The organism is Nocardia sp. NPDC005825 (genome assembly GCF_040630175.1).
Classification (GTDB): Bacteria; Actinomycetota; Actinomycetes; order Mycobacteriales; family Mycobacteriaceae; genus Nocardia.
Map to the genome: position 1 here is coordinate 426,642 of NZ_JBEXXC010000003.1, position 21,685 is coordinate 448,326.

Below are 21,685 nucleotides of genomic sequence, written 5' to 3' on the forward strand. Positions count from 1 at the left end.
CCCATGCCCCGCCCCGAGCCCGCGACCGCGCGCGGCGAGGAAACTCGCCAGCAGATCATCGACGCCGCCCTGCGCCTGTTCGAGCAGAACGGCTTCACGAAGACCACCATGCGCGCGATCGCGGGCGAAGCCGGTGTCAGCGTCGGCAACGCCTACTACTACTTCGCATCCAAAGAGCACCTGGTCCAGGGTTTCTACCAGCACATCCAGGCTCTCCACCAGCAGCGGGTCGAGCAGGCTCCGCACAGCGACTCCCTCGCCGACCGATGGGAGACGATGGAATTGTCCTTCGTCGACGTGGCCGCGCCCTACCACGAGTTCGGCGGCAAGTTCTTCGCCATCGCTGCCGAACCCACCAGCCCGCTCAGCCCGTTCAGCGACGAAAGCCTGCCCGCCCGACAGACATCCACCGCCATCATGGGCGACCTGGTCATCGGCACGGACGTCAAGGGCGACAAGCGCCTGCTGGCCGAGCTGCCGAATCTGCTGTGGCTGGCCCACATGGGCATCGTCCTGTTCTGGGTCCACGACCGCAGCCCCGACCAGCAACGCACCCGGCTGCTGATCCGCCGCACCGCCCCCCTCGTCGAACGCATCGTGGCGTTGTCCAGACTCCGCCCACTGCGCCCCGTCCTCTACCCGGCCCTGGACCTCATCCAGGACCTCAGCAACTGATCAGCCGCACCGCCGACGAGTCGATACTCACCGCACGCTGAGCGCGGTCGGCGAGTCGATATGGGTCAGCTTCTCCGGGTTGCGGACGAAGTAGAGCCCGGTGATGCGGGTGTCATCCATCCGGAAGGTCAGGATGCCGATTTCGTCGTCCCAGCGCACGACGAGCGCCGGGTTGCCGTTGACGACAGCCGGTTCGGTGCTGAGCGTGGCATTGATCTTGCCGAAGCCGACCAGCAGGTTCCGCAGCACCCGCTCGATGCCGACGATCGGTACTCGCGCCGCGGTCTTGATTCCGCCGCCATCGGTGAGCAGCACGACATCCGGGGCGAGCACGTTCAGAAGACCTTGCGGATCACCGGTTTCCAACGCCGTCCGAAACGACTCCAGCGCCGCCCGCGCCTGGTCGGGGGAAACGACCGAGCGCGGGCGGCGGGCCTCGACGTGCTGGCGCGCGCGGCGGGCGATCTGACGGACCGTCACCGTCGACTTGTCGACCGCGGCGGCGATCTCCTCGTAGCCGACGTCGAAGACTTCGCGGAGCACGAACACCGCGCGCTCGGTCGGCGACAGCGTCTCCAGCACGAGCATCAACGCCATCGACATACTCTCGGCGAGCTCGAAATTCTCGGCCACGTCGGGTGCGGTGAGCAGTGGTTCCGGCAACCAGGGCCCGACGTAGGACTCCTTGCGGCGCTTCATGGTTCGAAGCCGATTCAATGCCTGCCGAGTAGTGATCCTGACCAGGTAGGCGCGCCGGTCCTGCACCTGCTCCATATCGACCTGCGCCCACCGGACCCAGGTCTCCTGCAGCACGTCTTCGGCGTCGGCAGCCGAGCCGAGCATCTCGTAGGCGACGGTGAACAGCAGATTGCGGTAGGCGACGAACGTGTCGGTCGCCGAGTCGGACGTTGTGCTGCTCACCTTGCTCCTCATACCCGGCCACAAATGCCCGGCAAGGCTACAGGCTCAGCCGGCGAACGGTTCGAGGACGAACCGACCCCACACCACGAAGGCCGCCATTGCCAGATAGACCACATTCGCGGTGATCACCTTGTATTCCCCGTCGCGAATGTGGGTGATCATCGCGCCGACCATCAGCAACGACCAGCACACGGCGGTGACAGGAACCGTCGTGGGAGCGATGTCGAGCACGGCAGGCAGAATCAATCCGATCGCGGCCAGAACCTCCACAGCCCCCAGGGTTTTGATGACCCCGGCGCCAGCGGTGGCTGTCCACTGCCCGCCCGGCGCCTGAGCCAGCTTGGCCTTCGGCGTGAACATTTTGATGTTGCCGCTGACGAGCGCGACGACAGCCAGCAGTCCGGTGACGATCCACAGTGCGATGTTCATGATGTTCTCCTTGCTCGATGTTCGAGCCTGAAGACACCCCACCCCCGACCCCCGTGACATTGCGTGACACAGGTCACTACCGCGCGCCACTCGCCCGCCGCGGAGCGTGCTTGCAGGGTCGCTACCGGCAACCACGTGACCCGTTCGACCATCTTTGTGGTCGACACCGGGCTCCTGGATCACCATCAACCCTCGGCGCGGCGCCGAGAGTTGATGTGGAGTCGAATGCCCTTGTACACCACGGCGTTCGGTAGATCGTCGTCGTCCGGGTCGCCGGAGTCCGAGGGGTCCGGGAGTTCCGCTCTCTCCTCGATGACGATCTGAGCTCGGGCCGCGCCGGGGTCGAACATCTCCTGGAACGGTCCGACGAACGAACCGCCGAGGCCGCGGTGCTTCGCGCGAACAGCCGCCCATCCGAGCACTGCCAAGGGGCCGATGGTGGCGATCAGCAGTAGCAATTCCCCGCCCATGGGCACGAGCGTACCGATGGGATCCTTTGCTCCGCTGGGGTCGCGGTTCTCCTTCAGGAAGTCAGGCGGAGGTCGACTTCGGCGGCGGCGCGGTAGCCCGATCGCACGGCTCCGTCCATGTAGCCGTTCCACACGTCGGAGGTCTCCGCGCCCGCCCAGTGGATGCGGCCGACCGGCTCCGACAGTGCCGCGCCGTATTGGGTCCAGACCCCGGCGCCCAGTCGGCCGCCGTAGCACCCGCGGGTGTATTCCTCTTCCATCCAGTTCAATTCGAGGTAGTCGACCGGGTCCGCGGCTTGTGTTCCGAACAGCTTGGTCAGGGTCGCCACGACGGCCGCCCGGCGTTCGTCCGTGCTCCACCGGCCCGCGATCCGCGCGTGGGCTCCTTCGAAGAATCCGACGATCACACCGCAGGTTCCGTCCGGCGGGGAGTTGTCGAGGGTGACGCTGATCGGATCGTCGAGGCTGAAGGCGAAGCCGCTCAGGCCCGAGTCCCGCCAGAACGGCGTCGGGTAGGCGACCTGGATCTTGATGACGGATCCCATCGGGATCTGCTGGGTGAGGCCGTCGCGGGTGGCGGGCAGCGCCGGTTGGTAGTGCAGTCGCCCCGCGAGGGTGGGAGGGATCGCGACGATCGCGTACTCGGCGGAGATCGTTCCGCCCGAATAGTCCACTCGCACACCGTCATCGTCGTATGCGATGGCACGCACCGGGGCATCGAGGGTGACTACGTCGTCGCCGAGTTCGGCGGCCAGCCGCTCGCTGATGTGATGGGTTCCGCCGACGACACGCAGCTCCTGCGCGCCGCCGGTGACGCCCACCAGGATGTCGATCATGCCCGCGGACTTGATGTAGAACAGGAAGTGCAGCAACGACATCTCCGCCGTCTCGGCGGAGAACAGGCCCGGCACGACCGCATCCCAGAACGCCAGGGCTTCGTCATTGCCGGTGTTCGTCCGCAACCACTCGTCGAGCGTCCGGCGATCCAGCTCCGCCGCGTGCTCCGTGGTCCACGGGGAGGACAGCGAGACGGTTTCGGCGAGCGCCTCCAGCTCGGCCTGCAGACGGCCCACTTCCAGGGCTGCCGCATCGGACAAGCCGAAAGTCTCGTCGCCGTATTGAGTCAGCGTGCCGTTGTAGAGGGTGACCGCCTCACCGTCGTCGTAGGTGGCGAAGGTTTCCAGCCCGAGTTGCTCGACGAGCTGCAACACCTCGGTCTGCGTCCGGCCGATCCACTGGCCGCCCAATTCCACCGGCACTCCGTTCGAGAGCGTGCCGCCGTGATTGCGCCCCGCCACCCGGTCGCGCGCCTCGAGCACGCGCACGCTGCGCCCTGCCGCGCGCAGGGTTCTGGCCGCGGTCAACCCCGCGAGACCCGCTCCGATCACCACAACATCTACGTCGGTCATATCCGGTCCTTCGACAAAGAGTCAGTCAGCTGTATGACTGTAAGGTAGGTCACGGTATCCCCGATATGCAAGAGTTGTGTCGAGGTTCGTCGGCCGTTGAACGAGGAGAGTCCGTGGTTTACGTCAAGGCGTCCGAGCGCGAGGAGCAGATCATCGCGGCCGCCATCAGGGTGCTCAGCGACGTGGGCGTGCCGGCCACCACCCTGCGCGGCGTGGCCGCCGAGGCCGACGTTCCGCTCGGGACCTTGCAGTACGTGTTCTCCAGCAAGGACCAGCTGCTTCGCCGGGTCATCACCAAGGTGATCCACGACATTTCCGAAGCGCTGCGTCCGCACCTCGACCTCGACAAGGGCGTCGAGCACGCCCTGCGCCAGGGGGTCACCAGCTTCTGGGAGAAGCTGGTGGACAACCGCATCGGACTGCAGATCATGCAGTACGAGCTGATGAGCTACTCCCTGCGCAACGAGTCCGGCGAGCTGGCCCGATTGCAGTACGAGAGCTACAGCTCGGTCGTCACCGACTTCTGCGAGCAGGCCGCGCGGGCCGCCGGGGAGCGCTGCGCGGTCGGCTTCGAGACCCTCGGACGCCTCGCGCTCGCCCAGGTCGACGGCCTGATACTGCAGTACATCGCCAAGCCCGACCCCGAGCGCGCCCGCCGCGACCTGCAGCAGGCCCTGGAGATGCTCGTCCTCTTCGCCGACCCCCAGCCGGTGGCGCGCCGGACCCGGCCGCGGTCCACCGCGGCGCCCGCCGACGACGAGTAGCCGCTTCGATTTCACCGCCTATTGCGTCCTGGGTCACAGTCGTTTTATCGTGAGTCATACGGCTGACCGACTTTCTTTAGCCTTTTGGAGCGTGGCGAGATGACCCAGCACCCACCCATCGATCACCCCGGCGATCGAGGATTCCGGCAAGTCGGCGTCGTCGTGATCGGCGCCGGCATGGCCGGACTCGTCGCCGCGCGCGAACTGCACCGGCAGGGAATCGACGTCCTCGTGCTCGAATCCGCCGCACGGCCCGGCGGGCGGGTGCTGGCCGAGACCACGGTGCTCGGCTCGCGAGTCGACCTGGGCGGGCAATGGATCGGCCACGGCCATCACCGCTTCGAGAAGCTCGCCGCCGAACTGGGCGCCGACGTCTTCGCCATGCACACCCCCGCACGGCCCGCCATCGTCGAAGACGGCGCCACCATCGGATATTGGGGTCGAGATGGCTTGGCCGCCAACGCGACTCTGCTGATCTGGGAGACCGTCTCCCGGCTCCGGACACCCCGGTCATGGAAGCGGCAGAGCGTCCAGTCGTGGCTGCGGCGGATACCGACCCGCCGAGCGCGACGCCTGATGGAAGTCCTCGTCTCGGTATCGTCCACCGCCGACCTCGACCGATTCTCGATGCACGCCTTCCTCGACTTGGTCCGCTACCAAGGCGGGCTCGCCACAATGGTTTCCACCGCGGGCGGCGCGCAGGAAAACCTCGTCACCCAGGCGGCGGGAACCCTCGCCGAACGGCTGGCCGACGAACTCGACGGCACAATCGTGTTCGACAGTCCGGTCACCGCCTTGCACCGTGACGCCACCGGAGTCACGATCCACTCGGCCTCCGGCACGTACCGCGCCGAGAAGGTGATCGTGACCGTCCCGGCCCCGATGGCCGCCCGCATCGCACACCAGCCGCCGCTGCCCGCCGATCGGATTCGGTTGCAGGACAACACCTATATGGGTTCGGTGTACAAGGCGATCGCCGTCTTCGAGCGACCGTTCTGGCGCGAGCGCGCGGACGCCGAGATGATCGTGCTCACCGAACCCGGGATGGCGGTATTCGACACCTCGCCACCGGACGGGCCGGGGCACCTGTGCGTTCTGGTCGCCGGTCCCGAAGCGCGCGATCTCGGCGAGCTCGGCCCCGACGCCCGCCGCTCGACCATTCTCGGCCCTATCGCCGACCGCCTGGGCGCCGAAGTCCTCGAACCTCGCGGCTGGCATGAAAAGGCCTGGCACCAGGACGTTCACGCGGGTGGGGGCTATTCGGCACTGCCGAGCATCGGTCACGAGGAGGGCTACTTCCCGCACCCCGCCGAACCGACCGGACCAATTCATTGGTCGGGAACCGAAACCGCCCGCGAGCACGCCGGTTACATCGAGGGCGCCATCGAGTCCGGCGAGCGCGCAGCTCATGAGGTCATCGCGGCGCTGGCATCAGGCGGGGCGGAGTAAATCGATCTTGGTCACTTGACCTCGAGTGGGGTTGGGGTTCGAAGATGGCGGTATGACAACCACGGAGCTCGAGCAGACCGAAGACATCACCGCCATCCACGCCGTCGTGGCCGCGGTGGCCAAGGCGCAGCGCGCCGAGGACGCCGACGCCTTCCTCGCCCTGTTCCACCCCGACGCCATCTGGACCACCGGCGGCGGCAAATTCCTCAACGGCCTCACCGAGATCTCCGAATTCACCCGTGCCGTACTGCCCGGCGCCACCGAGGACGGCTACGCCACCTACGAACCCTTCTTCATCCGCTTCATCCGACCGGACGTGGCCGCGGTCAAGGTGCGCCAGCAGTACTTCAACCACGCCGACGAACTCCAGTCCGAGGGCACGCCGCTGTACGGCATGACCAAGGAGAACGGCCGCTGGCTGCTCACCTTCTGCCAGAACACCCCGGTCGCCGACCACTGACCGACCGTGTCGGTGATCGGCGTCTGCTCGCGGATCAGGGTGGGCCGGTCAGTGGCCGGTGTGGTGAGGGGTTCCGGGCTGTTGTCCCGGGTCCACGACCACGAACTGGCCCATCATGCCCAGGTCCTCGTGCCAGAGCAGGTGGCAGTGGAACATGTACGGGGCGTTGGGATCCGCGGGGCCGTCGAAGCGCACGAGCAGTTCGACGGTGGAGCCCGGGGCTACGAAGACGGTGTCCTTCGGGCCGCGCAGGGACTCGGGCGGTTGGCTGCCGTTCACTGCCGCGACCGCGAACTGGGTGTCGTGGATGTGGAAGTTGTGCGGGGTGCCGTCGCCGTTGTGGACGATCCAGGTCTCGGTGGCGCCGCGTGTGACGGAGGCGTCGATGCGGCTCATATCCATTGCCTTGCCGTTGATCTTGCCGAATTCCAGCTCGAAGGACCGCTCCCCCACCGAGTCCGCGGCCTTCGGCGTCTGCGGGGTGACGAGGCGGTCGGGCAGGGGCGGCGCCGGGCGGAGGGTGGCGGCGGCTCGTAGTTCGAGGATGTCGAATCGGTCGTCGCCGCCGCTGAATCGGTTGGTGAACATGTCGAGTCCGGCGTCGAGGCGGTCGCTGCGCAGGGTCACTCGTTCGCCGGGCTTCATGCGGACCACGATTTCGGCGCGCTCACCCGGGGACAGCTGCACGTGCTCCAGCTGGGCGGGGCGCTCGAGCAGGCCGCCGTCGGTGCCGATGAGCGCGAACTCGCGGCCGTCGGAGAGGCCGAAGTTGTAGATGCGCGCGGGGGACGCGTTGACCAGGCGCAGTCGCACCAGTTCGTCGCTCACCTCGCGGTAGGGCGCGAGGGTGCCGTTGACCAGCACCTCGTCGCCCAGGAACCCGGCGTCACGGAACGCGCCGTGCCCGAAATCGAATCGCCCGTTGCGGAATCGGACGTCCTGAACCAGCAGCGGGAGATCGTCGACGCCGTAGGTGTGGGGCAGTGCGAGCGCGTCGCCGGCGTCGTCGTCGAGCAGGAACACGCCCGCCAGCCCGCGGCTGACGTGAGTCTCGGTGGCCCCGTGCGGGTGCGGGTGGTACCAGAGGGTGGCCGCGGGCTGCTCGACCGTCCACTCCGGCTTCCACTCCGCACCCGGTTCGACCATCTGATGCGGTCCCCCGTCCATCGCGGCGGGCACGTGCATCCCGTGCCAGTGAACGGTCGACGCTTCCGGCAGTTCATTGCGGACCCGCACCCGCACCTGCTCCCCGCGGCGCGCACGCAGGGTCGGTCCGAGATGATCCCCATTGAATCCCCAGGTATCGGTGACCTGCCCGGGGAGGAATTCCTTACTGCCGGAGCGCATGTCGAGCTCGAACTCTCGCGTCCCGTCAGCCGCCACGGTCGACTGGGCCAGCGGCGGGACGGCCAGCGGACGCACGAAATCCACCTTCCCCACGGTGGATACGTCGGCCGAGGTGTACACCCAGGTGAACGCGCCACCGATCCCGGCGGCCACCACCAGCACCGCCACACCCAGCCAGACCACTACCCGCCGCGTTCGAGACCTGTCTCTCATGCCTCGAACGCTAAGGAAGACCAGCCTTTCCCCGGATCCGGCGGATCCCCCAAATCGCTCCCTGATTCATCCGAGGAAATCCCCGGCGGAACCCCTAGGCCGGGTAGGCGCGGAGAGCGGCGGCGAACCAGGTGAACACCGGCCCCATGTCGGGCAGCTTCGGCCAGCCGTTGATGGCGGATACCAGCCGCCAATAGCGTTCCACGCGTGGATCATCGGCCACCTCGAGCCGTTCCAGGATCCAGCGGCGCAGTCGCGCGTCGTCGGGCTTGCCGAAGGTCTCGGCATAGCGTGCGGTGAGCCCGTCGACCACCGCGGCGGCAGCCGGGGAGTCGGCGCTCAGTCCGTCGGCGAGCGCCTTGCCGATGTCGGCGCGGACGGCCTCGGTCAGGTCGTGGTGCAGGCCGGTGGTGTCGCCTTCGGCGCGTTCGCGGGCCTGGTACTCGGCCATGGCCCGGACCGATTCCCGGAAGTCGTTGTCCCGCACCAGTTCCACGAGTTCCATCCACGCCGTGAGCTGCGCGACGGTCGGGTCGTCCGGCAGTTCGGGCATGCTGGTGCGTACCAGCTCCACCATGGCGGGATTGGCGTCCACGCCGCCGTACGCGGCGTCGATGAAGTCGTCGATCAGCCGGCGGCGTTCGGCCTCGGACAGGCGCATCAGGTTGTGCATGAGTTCCATTTCCTCTCGGTGGGAGCCCCGCTCGGCCACGGCTCGCAGGACCGCGCGGCGCATCCGCAGGATCCGGATCTGCACGTCGAGCGCATCGGCATGAGCCGCGGCGACCTCGGTCAGCGAGGTCTCGCGGGCCAGCACCCGGGCCACGGTGGGCAGGTCGATGCCCAGTTCACGCAGGGTGCGGACCAGTTCCAGGCGGGTGGCGGCCTCGGCGTCGTAGAGCCGGTAGCCGGTCGGGGTGTGAGCGGTCGGCGGCACGATCCCCTTGTCGGAGTAGAACCGGATCGTCTTGACCGTCAAGCCGGTCCGTTCGGCCAGGGCTCCGATCGTGAAGAGCGTGTCGTCGTCCATGCCCCAACCTTCCTGTCTCCCCCAGATGGAGACTCAAGTCCTCCAGCTATCGTCGGACCGATAATCGGAGATTCCGAGATTTCGGGACATGCGAAACGGAAGCGGCGATGACCGAGACGAGTTCGACAATGCAATCCGCGGCCGGAACTCGCCTCAACCGGAAGGGGCGGGAGACCAGGCAGCGGCTGCTCGATGTGGCCATCGGCTGTCTCGCGACGGGGTCCGGGGAACCGCTGTCGGCGAATCGGGTCGCCAAGGAGGCCGGGGTCAGCTGGGGGACGTTGAAGCATCAGTTCGGCGATATCGACGGGCTGTGGGCGGCCGTGCTCATCGAATTGACCGACCGCACCGGGGCGAACAGTCCCGAGAGCTGGCCACAGGTGACCGGGACCGTCCGGGAGCGGGTGTGGGAGATGGTCGATGCCATCTGGACCATCCTGGACACTCCCGAAGGCCGGGCGGTGGAGACGCTGCGGGCCGGATTGCCGAACGGCCGGCAGGAACGGCTCGGAGACTTCCCGCTGACCACGGCCGCGATGGCCGGGTACGAGGACGCCTGGCTCCGGGCCTTCGAGTACTTCCTGGCGGACCTGCCCCTCGACGCGGACAAGGTGCATCGGGTCCAGGCGCTGATCCCGATGGCCATGCGCGGCATCAATAACGAGCGCCGGCTGTCCTCGCCCGCCGAACTGACCGAAGCCCGCCACTGCCTGGTCGACTCCATAGCGTCTTACCTGCACTAACTCACATTCTTTGAGAACCCTCGTTGACAATTGCGACGGGGAGGTCCACTGTTACCTCCAGCTTTCGCAATCCAGTCAGGAGTGACTCATGTCTCCGTCTCCCGATGATCAGGGCATGCGCCTGCAGCGCAGTAGCCGTGACACCGCCGCCCTGATTCCGCGCCTCACCGAATGGCTGGCCACCCAGCTGCCCGACGACGCGAATCCGGAGCTCACGCTGGGGTCCGGCATCGACAGCAACGGCATGTCCGCGGAGACGCTCACTCTGACCCTGCGCTGGCAGGAAGCCGGAGCGGAGCAGGTCAACGAACTGATCGCCCGGGTAGTGCCCGCCCCCGGCGACTTCCCGGTCTACGAGCACTACAACCTGCGCGACCAGTTCGACGTCATGCGCATCGTGGCCGAGGCCAGCGATGTCCGCGTCCCCCTGGTGCGGTTCCTCGAACCGACCGGCGAGGTGCTGGGCACGCCGTTCCTGCTGATGGATCGGGTCGAGGGCCTGGTGCCGCCCGATGTCATGCCCTATACCTTCGGCGACAACTGGCTCTTCGACGCCGACCCGGAGCAGCAGCGTGGCGTGCAGGAAAGCACCGTCGAGGCGCTCGCGAAGATCCACGCGATCCCGGACGCGGCAACCACTTTCGCGTTCCTCGACCCGCGGCAGCCCGGCGCCAGCCTGCTCGAGCGGAACCTGAATCGCGCCCGCGCGTGGTACGAGTTCGCGGCCCGCGATATCGGGCCGTCACCGCTCGTGGAGCGAATCCTGAAGTGGCTCACGGACAATCTTCCGGAGCCGTCGTCCTACCAGACCGTGCTCTCGTGGGGTGACGCACGGCTCGGCAACTGCATGTACCGGGACTTCGCACCGGTCGCGGTGCTCGACTGGGAGATGGCGACGATCGGACCTCGCGAACTCGATGTCGCCTGGATCACGTTCGGGCACCGCGTCTTTCACGCGATCGCCGTGAACTTCGGATTCCCCGGCATGCCGGACTTCATGCGCGTGGAGGACGTGCGGGCGAGCTACGCGCGGCATTCGGGCGTCGAGCTCGCCGACCTCACCTGGTACACGATGTTCGCCGCCCTCAACTACGCGGTCGTCTTCCTGCGCGCGGGCGGACGGCAGATCCACTTCGGCGAGATGGAACGTCCCGAGGACATCGAGGTGCTGCTCCACCACCGGGCGATCGTCGAAGAACTGCTCACCGAACTCGGCGCCTGACACTCCGGCGCCCACCCCCCTTCTTTCGAAACCTATCAGGGAAGTACAACTCTCGTGACCGACCAACTGAACGAACTGGCCTACTACTGCATCACCCGGCATCCCGCCGACGCCCGCGTCCTGCTGCCCGAGGCCCGCGACGCGGAGCGCCTCGGACTCGGCTCGTGCATGATCGGCGAGCGTATGACGGTCAAGGACTCCGCGGTCCTGTCCGGCGGTCTCGCCGGATGCACCACCGACCTCGGAATCGCCGCCGCGGCAACCAATCACCACACCCGGCACCCCATGGTGACGGCGACCATCGGGTCGACCATGCAGGCGCTGACCGAGGGCCGGTACGCCATGGCCTTCGGGCGCGGCATGGCCGCGAACTGGAAGGCGATCGGGCTGCCCGCCGTCACCGAAGCGCAGCTGCGGGATTTCGTCGGCATCCTGCGTCGCCTGTGGGACGGCGAGACGATCGTGAATCACGATGGGCCCGCGGGCAAATGGCCGGTGCTGTACCACCAGAACGGCCTGGAGGAAGCGCCCCCGATCGGCTTCGTCGCGGTCGGCCCGAAGACCATGGAACTCGCCGGTGAGATCGGTGACTTCGTCGTCCTGCACACCTTCTTCTCCGACGAGGCCACTACCAACTCGGTCGCGGCGGTGCGGCGCGGTGCGGAGCGGGCGGGCAAGGACCCCGACAGCGTGCGCATCTGGTCCTGCCTGGCGACCGCGAGCGACGCGCTCACCCCCGAGGACCAGCTGCGGCGGCGGACCGGTCGTCTGGTGACCTACATGCAGGCGTACGCCGACATCCTGATCAGCGCGAATGGCTGGGATCCGCAGGTGTGGGAGCGTATTCGCGGCACGCAGCTGTTCCAGGACGCCGCGGCGGCCGGCCCGATCGACGCGTCCGCCTCGGTCGACGTGCTGGAGCAGCTCGACGCGCTCATCCCCGACGAGTGGCTCGCGTCGGCCGCCTACGGCACGCCGGAGCAGTGCGTGCGGAAGATCTCCCGCGAGTACGACCTCGGCTGCCACTCGGTGATCATGCACGGGGCCAGCCCACACGAGCTGGAATCGGTGGTGGACGCCTACCGCGCCGACCGGCCCACATTGCGCCGGGCCGTGGCCGCCAACCCCGGAAAGTTCGCCTGAGACAAGCGTTCTCACCGCGCCTCGGGCCGATGGTCAGCCATCGGCTCGAGACGCGGAGACCGGGGTGGCACAGCTGGCGGGTGGATCGATCAGGCGGCAGTCGGCGACCGGACGCAGGGGCAGGTAGTCGGCGGGGACGCCGTCGTGCGCGATGATGGCGCGATAGGTGGCGACGGCGTCCGTGGGGATTCTGCTCAGGGTCGGATCAGTGCGCACGTTCACCGTGTAGAGCCCGAATCTCGGTGTGTAGGAGCTCCATTCGTAGTTGTCGGTCAGGCTCCAGTAGTTGTAGCCGATGACGTTCATGCCGTCGGATTTCGCGCGCTGGAGCCAGTAGACGGTGTCGCGGAGGTGATCCGAGCGGGTGTAGCCGTCCGCGCGGGGTTGAGCGTTCTCGGTGGGCATGCCGTTCTCGACGATCCACAGCGGCTTGCCGGGGAAGCGTTGTGCATAGTGCTGCAGCGCGAAGTAGATGCCCTCGGGACGGACGGGCAGGTCCCACATGCCCGAGGGTGCGTTCGCGGCGGCGAGATCCGGCGGTTCGTAGCCGAAGTAGTAGTCGACTCCGATGAAGTCGAGCCGGTCGCCGATACGGTCCATCAGGGGTCCGTTGACCTGGGACTCGGCCCCGGCGACATAACCGACATTGCTGGTCACCAGCGCGTTCGGCTGGATCTGGTGGATGTAGTCGTAGATGGCGTTGTGCGCCTGCGCCACGCTGTCGAGCATCTGATCGGCGTCGGTTCCGTTCTGGCGGACCTCGTGCATGATGTAGGCGACCGGCTCGTTGATGGTCACCCACACCGGATTTCGGGCGGCGTATCGGTCGACGACCTTGCGCATGTTGACGAGCCAGTCCGAGACCATGCCGGGATCGCGCCAGCCGCCGCGGTCGGCCGCCCAGCCGGGATACACCCAGTGGTCCAGCGTCAGCATCGGACGCATACCGGCGGCGACGATGGTTCCGATCACGTCGTCGTAGTAGGCGAAGGCGGACGAATCCCACACTCCCGGTCGAGGTTCCAGTCGAGCCCACTCGATCCCGATACGGAAGACCTTGACGCCGAGGCTCTTGGCCAGGGCGATATCGGACCGGTAGCGGGTGCGGAAATCGACGGAACCGCCGAGGCGATCCCAGCCCGGATTCGCGTCGACATAACGCGTCCAATTGCTGTCGGGTGACTGTCCCTCGGATTGGAACCCGGACGCCGCCACTCCCCAGAGGAATTCGTCCCCCAGTACACCGGCGCGTTCCTCCGACGCGGTGCCGGACACACCGGGGACCAGGAGCAGTGCGGCGGCCGTGACGAGGGCGGACGCGATGAGACAGCGAAATCGAGTGCGCATGAGCACTTCCCCGGGACCAGTACTCGAAATGAGTGAATGCGGCTACTTACTCCTGGATAGCTGCGAATTGTTTCGAGTGCGCAGCGGGTCGATAGTGGTTTGGCACAATCCATTAGAGTCAGCGCATGTCGAGATCGAAGGCGGGGCGGGCGGTGCGCAAGCGGGTGCCGCGGCGGTCGCTGGGTGAGTGGAAAGCCGCGGTGGATCGGCCGGATCCGGTGGCGGTCCTGGAGCGGCAGGCCGCCACGCGGCTGCCCGAACTGATCGGGATCCGGTACGAGCGGATGGCGGCCGGACGGCTCCCGTTCTTCCGGGGCGCGCCCGCCATCATGGCGGGGGATCTGGCGAGCGGCGCGAACACCGGACTGCACGTGCAGTTGTGCGGGGACGCGCACCTGTCCAACTTCGGGCTGTTCGCCTCGCCGGAGCGGTCACTCGTGTTCGACGTCAACGACTTCGACGAAACGCTGCCCGGGCCCTTCGAATGGGATGTGAAGCGGCTCGCGGCCAGCGTGGCGGTGGCGGCACGGACCAATGGCAGCGACGACGAGGAGGCGGGCGAGGCCGCCGTCTCGGCGGCGCGGGCCTATCGCGAGGCCATGAACCGGCTGGCCGAGCTCGGCGAGACCGACGTCTGGTACGAGATGGTCGACGCCGACAAGGTCGCCGCCCTGATGCGGCCCAAGCATCGCAAGCTGACCGCCAAGGTGATCAGCCGGGCGCGGACGCGCACCAGCCTGCACGCGTTGGACAAGCTCACCGAACTCGGGCCCGACGGCGCGCCGCGCATCAAGGCCGACCCGCCCCTGCTGCTTCCGGTGCCGAAAAAGGCCCAGAAGCAACTACTTTCGGTGCTGACCGACTACCGGGACACGCTGCCGGAGGAGCGCCGCGTCCTGCTGGACCGCTACGTACTCCGCGACATCGCCATGAAGGTGGTCGGCGTGGGCAGCGTCGGCACCCGCTGCTACATCGCGCTGCTGACCGGACGCAATACCGGCGACCCGCTGTTCCTCCAGGTGAAACAGGCCGAGCCCTCGGTGCTGTCGGCGCACCTGAGCCACAGCCCGTTCCTCCATCAGGGCCACCGCGTCGTGCACGGACAGCGGCTCTCCCAATCGGCCGGTGACATCTTCCTCGGCTGGGCCACCGGCCCCGACGGACGCTTCTACTACTGGCGGCAGCTGCGAGACATGAAGGGTTCCTTGAGCATCGACGACATGTCGCCCGCACAGCTGCGCGAGTACGCGGCCCTGTGCGGGCACACCCTGGCCCGCGGGCACGCCCGGTCCGGGGACCGGGCGGCCATCGCGGCCTACCTGGGCGGCAAGGACACCTTCGACCGGGCCATGGGAGAATTCGCGCTGGCCTACGCCGACCAGACCGACGCCGACCACGAATCCCTGCTCGCGGCAATCGAATCCGGTCGGATCACAGCCGGGAGTTGACCGCCAGGACCAGCTTGCCCGTCGAGGAGCGGCCGGCCATCAGCCGGTGCGCGTCGGCCGCCTCGGCGAGCGGGAACTCGGCGGTGATCGGCAGCCGCACCTTGCCCGAGGTGGCCAGGTCGAAGGCGTGCGAGGAGATCTCGCGCAACACATCCGGGGCGGAGGCGCTCAGGCCCATGATGGAGAAGCCGGCGACCGAACGGCCCTGCGGGAACAGTTCGGGCGCGCCGACCTGCCACGGGGCCTCGCCACCGGCATTGCCGAAGGAGACCAGGCGACCGAAGCGGGCCAGCGACTCCAGGGTGCGGCGGAAGGTGTCACCGCCGATCGACTCCAACGCCAGGTCCACCCCACGGCCACCGGTGGCGGCGCGGACATCGGCATCGAACGATTCGTTCGAGAACGCCTCGTCATAACCGAATTCGCGGGCGTAGTCCGCCTTGGCCGGGCTGGAGACCACGCCGTACACCGCGCCGGCGCCCGCCAGCTTGGCGATCTGCGCGGCCACCGTACCGACGCCACCGGCGGCGGCCTGCACCAGCACCGTCTCACCCGGCTGCAACCGGCCCACCGTGTGCAGCAGGGCGTAACCGGTCGGCAGCACCGTGGGAAGCGTTGCGGCAGTGCGCAGATCGACGCCATCGGGCACCGGGAAGACCGTCGCCGCGGAGACCACGACGACCTCGGCATACGCGCCGCCGTCGGAGATCGCGGCCACCGCCTGCCCCACACTCAGCCCCTCGACGCCCGCACCGACCGCCCGCACCCGCCCGGACAGCTCCAGCCCCGGCACATACGGCAAGGCCGGAACCCGATACCCGACCGAACGGGCCTGCAAGTCAGCGAAATTCACCCCGACGTAGGCCACCTCGATGGACACCTCCCCCGCACCCGGCTCCGGTACTGCCAGCTCCACCGACCGCAGCACCTCGGGCCCGCCGTACTCGTCGAATCGAATCGCGCGCATACCGCCACACTCCCTCTCCGCCTGCTCACCAGACGAGTCGCCACATCGTCCGAACCCGGACGCACGAGTGCAGCATGCGCGACGAGCCGACTATTCCGCACACCGCGCGGGTGTCCCACGTCGGCCACAGGTCACGCCGACTCACCTCATGCCGAGGCGGTAGCGCTTGTGGCCGTGGGGGTCTCGGATTCACCGGGGACCCAGGGCGAGGCGGGCGCAGGCGGCGGACTCGGGGGTACCGCCGGCCTGACCTATCCCTGCCGGTTGGCGTTGCGGGCGGTGCCGCGGTGGGCGACGACGGTGGTGGGGTCCTCGGGCCAGGCGTGCTTCGGGTAGCGGCCGCGCAGGTCGGCGCGGACCTGGAGCCAGCCGGTGCGCCAGAAGGACGGCAGGTCGGCGGTGACCGCCACCGGGCGCCGGGCCGGGGAGAGCAGGTGCAGGACAGGCGACACGCGGCCGCCTGCCAGGCGCGGGGTTTCGGTCCAGCCGAAGATCTCCTGGACCTTGACGGCGAGGACCGGTGGGTCGGTGGAGTAGTCGAGGCGGACATTGCTGCCGGAGGGGACCTCCAGGCGTTCGGGGGCGAGTTCGTCGAGCCGGGCGGCCTCGGGCCAGGGCAGCAGGCGGCGGAGGGCTTGACCGGCGTCCACGCGCTCCAGGTCGGAGCGGCGGCGGGCGGTGGAAAGTTCTGGGGCGAGCCAGGTTTCGGCGTCGGCGAGCAGGGTGTCGTCGTCGACGGCGGGCCACGGCGCGCCCAGGGTGCGGTGCAGGAAGTCCAGGCGCTGCCGCAGGCCGCGGGCATCATCGGTCCAGCGCAGTAGGTCGAGGCCGGTGGCGCGCAATCCTCGCAGCAATGCCGCCGAGACCAAGTCCGGGTTCGGATCGCGCAGCGGCTGCTCGGACAACACGATCGCGCCCAAGCGGCGCACCCGGCGAGCCACCAGATCGCCATCGACCCAGTCGACTTCGTCCACGGTCGTGAGCAGATTGGCGGCAGCCCGGCGGGCCAGCTCCTCATCCGCTGTGGCCGCCAACCGGATTCGCCCCTCGGATTGGCCCGGATCGCGCCCGGCCACCGCGATCGCCAACCATTCGGCATCGCCCAATCCGCTCCCGGGTGGCAGGGTCACCGCGGTCCCACCCGCCATCAGATAGCTGGCCGCCCCGGAGGCGCGGCGACGAGCGAGCCGCTCCGGATAGGCCAGTGCCGCAACGAGAGCCGGATCATCGCACCCTGCGCCGCGCGTGGAGCCCCGACCACCGTCGACGTCGTCGCTGACGAGGCGCGCCAGGCGTTGCGCCTCCTTCTGCCAGCGGGCCGGGCGGTCGCCGCGGAGGGTGCGCAGGGCGGCGACCAGATCCACGCCGGGGGCCAGTGCGTCGTCGTCGAGCAGGGCGACCACCTCGGCGGCGGCGCGGGCTCCGACCTCGCTCGCGCCGTCGAGCAGGGCTCGGGCCAGTCGGGGGTGGAGGCCGACCGCTGCCATGCGCCGGCCTCGATCCGTCACCGCGCCATGGTCGTCCACGGCGTCGAGGGCTCGCAGGACCGCGCGCCCCGCGGCGAGGCCGCCTGCCGGAGGCGCGTCCCACCAGGCCAGGCCCTGGCCGTCGACGGTGCCCCAGCAGGCCAGTTCCAGCGCCAGTCGGGTCAGGTCGGCGGTGCGGATCTCCGGTTCGGGGTAGGCGGGGAGGGTGGTGTGCTCGTATTCGGGCCAGCAGCGCCAGGCGCGGCCCGGGCCTTCTCGGCCCGCGCGGCCCGCACGCTGTTCGGCGACGGCGGCCGAAACACGGACGGTGGCAAGGCCCGACAGGCCGCGGCGGTGGTCGATGCGCGGGACGCGGGCCAGTCCGGAGTCGACCACGGTGCGGACGCCGGGGACGGTGAGGCTGGATTCGGCGACCGCGGTGGACAGCACGACCCGCCGGCGGGTGCCCGGGCGCAGGGCGGAATCCTGTGCGGCGGCGGGCAGTCTGCCGTGCAGCGGGACGACGTCGACCTCGGGTAGGTCCGAGAGCAGGGCGGCGGTGCGGCGGATCTCACCCGCACCGGGGAGGAAGACCAGGACGTCGCCGGGGCTGTCGGCGAGGGCCAGGCGGGTCGTACGGGCCACCTGCTGCTCGATGCGTTCGCGGGGCAGCGGTGGCACGTAATCGAATTCGACCGGGTAGGTGCGGCCGTGGACCTCCAGCACAGGGGCGGATGGTTCCGACTCGCCGCCCAGCAGGGTCGAAAGGCGGTCCGCCGCAACGGTCGCGGAGGTGGCCAGCACGCGCAGGTCGGGGCGGAGTCCGGCGCGGGCGTCGAGGAGCAGAGCCAGCAGCAGGTCCGCGTCCAGGTGCCGCTCGTGGCATTCGTCGAGGACGACCACATCGACTCCGGCCAGTTCGGGGTCGTTCTGCAAGCGCCGCACCAACAGTCCCGAGGTCACCACCTCGATGCGGGTGCCGGGTCCCACCTTGCGGTCGCCGCGTACCGAGTATCCGGCGGTCTCCCCGACCCGCTCTCCCAGCAAGGCGGCCATGCGCGAGGCGGCGGCGCGCGCGGCCAGTCGCCGCGGCTCCGCCACTACGACACGCCCGGAGGTGGCGGCGGCCAGTGCCAGCGGAACCAGCGTCGTCTTACCGGTGCCCGGCGGGGCGACCAGGACGGCGGTGCCGCGCTCGGCCAGCGTGTCGGTGATCTCCCCGAGCGCGCCGCGCACGGGGAGGTCGGGGAGATCGGGGAGTTTCATTACCGTTCAGTCTGCCGCGTGCGCCCGATCGCGCCGCGACCACCTCACACGCGACGGATCTCGCGACCGGTTCACGGTGGTTCACCCCGCGACAAGATCGGTCTAAGGTGGTCGGGTCGATCGCGAACGAGGAGCCGCCTACCCCATGGGAATTCGATCCCGCCGTCGCTCGAACCCTGCCGAAATCCCTGCGGCGCTGTCGCTATCGGCCGTGGTCGCCCTGGGCGTGATGCTGCTGCCCGCGGCCCCCGCCGCCGCCGCGCCGCGACCGTGGGCGCCCGCTCCCGTGAACAGCTGTGGAGAAACGGGATTCGACCCGGTCAATCGGCAGGCCGACCCGAGCGGATCGACCTCGCAGCCGCCGGCGACCATCAAGGTGCCCATCCCGGTACCGCAGATCGTGACGGTCAGCCAGTACGCGCAGAAGCCGGACGCCAATCGGGTGGACGTCGCGCTGCCCACGGACCCGTGCGCCAGCCCGTGCCCGGACGTCCGCGACACCGTGGCCCCGACCCCGGCCCCGCCGGGCGGCGGCAGCGCGTCGCTGCCGCAGATCGAAATCGCCCCCGACCCCGAACCCATCCCGATCGTGGTGCCCGGCGGTGAACCGCCCGAACCGCAGCCCGCGCCCGCCCCGGCCGTCCAGCCGTCGGTGCCCGCGCCCGCGGCCGCCGCGGTGGCCGCGCCGCAGGTGGATTCGGTGGAACTGGTCAATCAGGTGACCGGGCGCGGGTCGGTCAACCGCACCGACACCCGCTGGTCGGTCGACGGCACCGACCTCGGGCTGATGTGGGAGAGCAAGCCCGGCCAGGTCGCGGTCGTCTTCGGCGACACCTTCGGCAAGGGCTGGAAGCCCGGCGGCGCGGGCACCGACACGCAGGACTGGCGCAGCAATGTGATCGCCTACAGCAGCACCCGCGATCTGTCGCAGGGCCTGGTCCTCGACGACTTCGTGCAGAACACCCGCTGCCACGCCACCGAGATCCTGGACAGCCGCAAGGTCAAGAACTACGAGACCACCACCATCCCCACCTCCGGCTTCGCGGTCGGCGATCGCCAATACCTGACCTACATGTCGGTCAATCGCTGGTCCAAGATCCCCGGCATGTGGTGGACCAACCTCGGCGGCATCGCCTGGTCCGACGACCACGGCCGCACCTGGACCAAATCCCAATGGGCGCGCTGGGACAACCTGTTCGGCGCCGGGCGCTTCCAGGTCGCGACGATGGTGCCGCACGGCGACTACGTCTACATGTTCGGCACGCCCAACGGCCGGCTCGGCACCATCGGGCTCGGCCGGGTGCCCACGGATCAGGTGCTCAACAAGTCCGCGTACCAGTACTGGGTCAAGGACGCCTGGATTCCCGCCGACGGCGCCAATGAACTGCTCGCCACACCCCTGATCTCCGGCACGGCCAGTGAGCTGTCGGTCCAGTTCGACGCCGAGTCGAACCGCTGGCGGATGGTGTACCTCGACACCGTGCGCGGGCAGATCGTGTTGCGCACCGCCGCCGACCCGCAGGGCACGTGGACCGAACCGGTCGCGCTGATCAATACCGAGGACTACCCGACCGCCTACGGCGGGTTCATCCACCCCTGGTCCACCGCAAAGGACCTGTATTTCACGATATCCGCGTGGAACAGCTACAACGTCTACCTCATGCACGCGAAACTTAAGTAGCGCAGTTGTTTTGTGTCCGGGCCCACCCCGCGCGGGCCCGGACTGCTCGAATCTATGCGCGATCACATCGTGGTGCGGGTGGTCGATCACGCCGGTCGGGGAACTTTCGACGCCATCGGGCACCATGGGTGGTCGTGGAGAGGTGTGTGGATCGATGCGGGTGACTCGGCAGGAATGGGTGCGGCTCGGGGCGATGGCCGGGGTCATCGTGGCGCTGCACCTCGTGGGATGGGTGACGCTGGTGGCGCTGGTCGCGCCGCAGCAGCTGAGCGTCGGAGACCGGACGCTCGGCATCGGGGTCGGACTGACCGCGTACACGCTGGGGTTGCGGCACGCGTTCGACGCCGACCACATCGCGGCCATCGACAACACCACGCGCAAGCTCATGGGCGAGGGGAAGCGGCCGCTGTCGGTGGGATTCTTCTTCTCGCTGGGGCATTCGTCGGTGGTGTTCGGGCTGGCGCTGCTGCTGTCGCTCGGGGTCAAGGCGATCGCGGGACCGGTGGAGGACGACGCCTCGTCTCTGCACCGCTACACCGGGCTGATCGGGACCACGGTGTCGGGGACCTTCCTCTACGTCATCGCGCTGCTGAACATCGTTGTGCTGGTCGGCATTCTGCGGGTGTTCCGGCGGATGCGGAGCGGGGACTTCGACGAGGCCGAGCTGGAAGCCCAGCTGGCGCAACGCGGTCTGGTGAATCGGCTGCTCGGGCCGGTCATGAAGTCGGTGACCAAGCCGTGGCAGATGTACCCGATCGGGCTGCTGTTCGGGCTCGGATTCGACACCGCCACCGAGGTCGCGCTGCTGGTGCTGGCCGGGACCAGCGCGGCGGCGGGTCTGCCCTGGTACGCCATCCTGTGCCTGCCGGTGCTGTTCGCGGCCGGGATGAGCCTGCTCGACACCATCGACGGGACGTTCATGAACTTCGCGTACGGGTGGGCGTTCGCGAATCCGGTGCGCAAGATCTACTACAACCTGACCATCACGTCGCTGTCGATCGCGGTCGCGCTCATCATCGGCACGATCGAACTGCTCGGCCTGCTGGCCGAGGAGTTCGGCTGGACCGGCGGGCCGTGGGACACGATCAGCGGGCTCGACCTGAACCTGATCGGATTCCTGATCGTCGGACTGTTCGTCGTCACCTGGGCCGCCGCCCTGCTCACCTGGCGGTACGGCCGGATCGAGGAGAAGTGGGCGGCCGGATTGCAGCCTCGGACCAACACTCTCGACTGAG

19 protein-coding genes are annotated in these 21,685 nt (G+C 68.6%); 10 read left to right on the forward strand and 9 right to left on the reverse strand.

Annotated features, from left to right (window positions below):
* Window positions 1–3: 3 nt before the first annotated feature.
* The gene (locus tag ABZ382_RS10850; RefSeq protein ID WP_357086720.1) at window positions 4–675 is read left to right on the forward strand and encodes a TetR family transcriptional regulator; all 672 of its coding nucleotides are present in this window, start codon (window positions 4–6) and stop codon (window positions 673–675) included.
* Window positions 676–702: 27 nt separating this feature from the next.
* Here ABZ382_RS10850 and ABZ382_RS10855 read toward each other — a convergent pair whose 3' ends face one another.
* From ABZ382_RS10855 to ABZ382_RS10870, 4 genes are all read right to left on the reverse strand, one after another.
* Window positions 703–1,596 carry an RNA polymerase sigma-70 factor gene (locus ABZ382_RS10855; RefSeq protein ID WP_357086722.1) on the reverse strand — a complete coding sequence of 298 codons (894 nt, stop codon included), beginning with the start codon at window positions 1,594–1,596 and terminating at the stop codon, window positions 703–705.
* 45 nt (window positions 1,597–1,641) lie between these two features.
* Complete coding sequence (locus ABZ382_RS10860) at window positions 1,642–2,025, reverse strand: DoxX family protein (RefSeq protein WP_357086724.1); 384 nt, start codon at window positions 2,023–2,025, stop codon at window positions 1,642–1,644.
* A 185-nt stretch (window positions 2,026–2,210) separates the two neighbouring features.
* A complete protein-coding gene (locus tag ABZ382_RS10865; protein ID WP_357086726.1) occupies window positions 2,211–2,495 on the reverse strand; it encodes a hypothetical protein in 285 nt (94 codons plus the stop codon).
* A 53-nt stretch (window positions 2,496–2,548) separates the two neighbouring features.
* Window positions 2,549–3,904: a flavin monoamine oxidase family protein gene (locus ABZ382_RS10870; RefSeq protein ID WP_357086728.1), complete on the reverse strand. Its 1,356-nt coding sequence runs from the start codon at window positions 3,902–3,904 to the stop codon at window positions 2,549–2,551.
* A 113-nt stretch (window positions 3,905–4,017) separates the two neighbouring features.
* Between ABZ382_RS10870 and ABZ382_RS10875 the strand changes: the two genes are divergently transcribed.
* From ABZ382_RS10875 to ABZ382_RS10885, 3 genes are all read left to right on the forward strand, one after another.
* On the forward strand, window positions 4,018–4,668 hold the full coding sequence (locus tag ABZ382_RS10875; RefSeq protein WP_357086730.1) for a TetR/AcrR family transcriptional regulator: 651 nt from the start codon (window positions 4,018–4,020) through the stop codon (window positions 4,666–4,668).
* 99 nt (window positions 4,669–4,767) lie between these two features.
* Window positions 4,768–6,117, forward strand: coding sequence for an FAD-dependent oxidoreductase (locus ABZ382_RS10880; RefSeq protein WP_357086732.1), 1,350 nt, complete (start codon window positions 4,768–4,770; stop codon window positions 6,115–6,117).
* Between the two features lie 52 nt (window positions 6,118–6,169).
* Window positions 6,170–6,577, forward strand: a complete 408-nt coding sequence (locus ABZ382_RS10885) for an SgcJ/EcaC family oxidoreductase (RefSeq protein WP_357086734.1) — start codon at window positions 6,170–6,172, stop codon at window positions 6,575–6,577.
* Between the two features lie 48 nt (window positions 6,578–6,625).
* On the opposite strand, the gene ABZ382_RS10890 is transcribed toward ABZ382_RS10885, so the two are convergent.
* Both ABZ382_RS10890 and ABZ382_RS10895 read right to left on the reverse strand, forming a co-directional pair.
* A complete protein-coding gene (locus tag ABZ382_RS10890; protein WP_357086736.1) occupies window positions 6,626–8,137 on the reverse strand; it encodes a multicopper oxidase domain-containing protein in 1,512 nt (503 codons plus the stop codon).
* Between the two features lie 94 nt (window positions 8,138–8,231).
* Window positions 8,232–9,167, reverse strand: coding sequence for a MerR family transcriptional regulator (locus ABZ382_RS10895; protein ID WP_357086739.1), 936 nt, complete (start codon window positions 9,165–9,167; stop codon window positions 8,232–8,234).
* 107 nt (window positions 9,168–9,274) lie between these two features.
* On the opposite strand from ABZ382_RS10895, the gene ABZ382_RS10900 reads away from it, so the two are divergent.
* From ABZ382_RS10900 to ABZ382_RS10910, 3 genes are all read left to right on the forward strand, one after another.
* The gene (locus tag ABZ382_RS10900; RefSeq protein ID WP_357086741.1) at window positions 9,275–9,910 is read left to right on the forward strand and encodes a TetR/AcrR family transcriptional regulator; all 636 of its coding nucleotides are present in this window, start codon (window positions 9,275–9,277) and stop codon (window positions 9,908–9,910) included.
* 88 nt (window positions 9,911–9,998) lie between these two features.
* On the forward strand, window positions 9,999–11,132 hold the full coding sequence (locus tag ABZ382_RS10905) for a phosphotransferase family protein (protein ID WP_357086744.1): 1,134 nt from the start codon (window positions 9,999–10,001) through the stop codon (window positions 11,130–11,132).
* Window positions 11,133–11,186: 54 nt separating this feature from the next.
* Complete coding sequence (locus ABZ382_RS10910) at window positions 11,187–12,275, forward strand: TIGR03857 family LLM class F420-dependent oxidoreductase (RefSeq protein WP_357086747.1); 1,089 nt, start codon at window positions 11,187–11,189, stop codon at window positions 12,273–12,275.
* Window positions 12,276–12,308: 33 nt separating this feature from the next.
* On the opposite strand, the gene ABZ382_RS10915 is transcribed toward ABZ382_RS10910, so the two are convergent.
* Window positions 12,309–13,622 carry a family 1 glycosylhydrolase gene (locus tag ABZ382_RS10915; protein WP_357086750.1) on the reverse strand — a complete coding sequence of 438 codons (1,314 nt, stop codon included), beginning with the start codon at window positions 13,620–13,622 and terminating at the stop codon, window positions 12,309–12,311.
* 125 nt (window positions 13,623–13,747) lie between these two features.
* Between ABZ382_RS10915 and ABZ382_RS10920 the strand changes: the two genes are divergently transcribed.
* A complete protein-coding gene (locus ABZ382_RS10920; RefSeq protein ID WP_357086752.1) occupies window positions 13,748–15,070 on the forward strand; it encodes a DUF2252 domain-containing protein in 1,323 nt (440 codons plus the stop codon).
* Here the strand turns inward: ABZ382_RS10920 and ABZ382_RS10925 are convergent.
* Both ABZ382_RS10925 and hrpB read right to left on the reverse strand, forming a co-directional pair.
* Window positions 15,054–16,037 (reverse strand): zinc-binding dehydrogenase, encoded by a 984-nt coding sequence (locus ABZ382_RS10925; protein ID WP_357086754.1) that lies wholly within the window; start codon window positions 16,035–16,037, stop codon window positions 15,054–15,056. The two genes, ABZ382_RS10920 and ABZ382_RS10925, sit on opposite strands and share 17 nt — an antisense overlap.
* 251 nt (window positions 16,038–16,288) lie before the next feature.
* The gene (gene hrpB / locus ABZ382_RS10930) at window positions 16,289–18,769 is read right to left on the reverse strand and encodes an ATP-dependent helicase HrpB (protein ID WP_357086756.1); all 2,481 of its coding nucleotides are present in this window, start codon (window positions 18,767–18,769) and stop codon (window positions 16,289–16,291) included.
* A gap of 145 nt (window positions 18,770–18,914) precedes the next feature.
* Between hrpB and ABZ382_RS10935 the strand changes: the two genes are divergently transcribed.
* Together ABZ382_RS10935 and ABZ382_RS10940 are read left to right on the forward strand one after the other, a co-directional pair.
* Complete coding sequence (locus ABZ382_RS10935; protein ID WP_357086758.1) at window positions 18,915–20,450, forward strand: DUF4185 domain-containing protein; 1,536 nt, start codon at window positions 18,915–18,917, stop codon at window positions 20,448–20,450.
* Between the two features lie 154 nt (window positions 20,451–20,604).
* A complete protein-coding gene (locus ABZ382_RS10940; RefSeq protein ID WP_357086760.1) occupies window positions 20,605–21,684 on the forward strand; it encodes a HoxN/HupN/NixA family nickel/cobalt transporter in 1,080 nt (359 codons plus the stop codon).
* Window position 21,685 lies beyond the last annotated feature (1 nt).